Below are 1,060 nucleotides of genomic sequence, written 5' to 3'. Positions count from 1 at the left end.
GAACACCGCCCGGAGGCCCGGCAGGATCTCGGCGCCGAACATCGTCAGCCCTTCGACATAGTCGGGGAAGATCATCATCAGGCCGTCCAACTCGCAGTAGCGCAGAAACTCCTCGATCTGCGCCGCGCAGGACGTGGGCGAGCCGACCACGGTCTGGGTCATGAACGCGCCCTGCGCGGCCGCGACGCTCGACAGCTTCTCGGCCGGCACGCCCCAGCTTTCCAGCATGGCCAGGATCGCGCCCATGTCGGCGCCGTCTTTGTAGTGCTGGACCTTGGCCTCGGCGTCCGCGTCCGTGTCTCCGTGGACGACCGTGCACATGGCGAAGGTCTTGATGGTCTTGCCCAGGGCCTCGGCGGCCTTCTTGGCCCGCAGGGAGGCGTCGCGGCGCTCGTCCTGCGTGCGGCCGCCGATAAAGCAGACGTCGGCCTCGCGCACCGAGAACTGGAAGCCGCGATCGCTCATGCCCGCGCAGACCAGATCAGGGCGCGGCTTGGACAGCGGCTTGGGCTTGGACTGGCAGTCCTTCATCGTGAAGTACTGGCCCTGGAAGTCGACGCTGTCCTCCGACCACAGCCGCTTGACGATCGTCGTCCATTCCTCGGTCAGGGCGTAACGATCGTCGTGGGTCAGGGTGTCGTCCCACGCCCCCATCTGGTCGAACTCGCCCTTATAGGCGCCGGCCACGATGTTGAGGCCCGCGCGGCCGCCGCTGATATGGTCGAGCGTGGCGATCATCTTGGCCGCCACGGCCGGGTTCTGCAGCAACGGATGGAGGGTCGCCCAGATCTTCACGTTCCGGGTGGCCTCGGCGATGCCCGCCATCATGGTGACCGACTCCAGCGCCGTGCCCCAGTGGTCGGTCTCACCGCCAAAGCCGCGGAACTTGGCCATCGACATCACGAAGTCCATGCCGACCTCGTCGGCCTTCACGGCCGCCGCGCGGTTCTGGGCATAGAGGCCGTCCAAGGTCGGCGCGGTCTTGGAGATGATCCAGCCGCCGTTGGCGACCGGCAGGAAAACCCCAAACTGCTTGTGCTGCGACGGACGGTGGAACATG

1 protein-coding gene is annotated in these 1,060 nt (G+C 66.8%); it reads right to left on the bottom strand.

Annotated features, from left to right (window positions below; genetic code table 11):
* Window positions 1-1,059 (bottom strand): LLM class flavin-dependent oxidoreductase (locus AX690_RS13885; protein ID WP_066686177.1); only part of this gene is annotated, 1,059 nt, incomplete at its 3' end.
* Window position 1,060: the final 1 nt, after the last annotated feature.

The organism is Caulobacter sp. CCH9-E1 (genome assembly GCF_001556515.1).
GTDB lineage: Bacteria > Pseudomonadota > Alphaproteobacteria > Caulobacterales > Caulobacteraceae > Caulobacter.
This window is presented reverse-complemented; position numbering and strand designations above follow the sequence as displayed.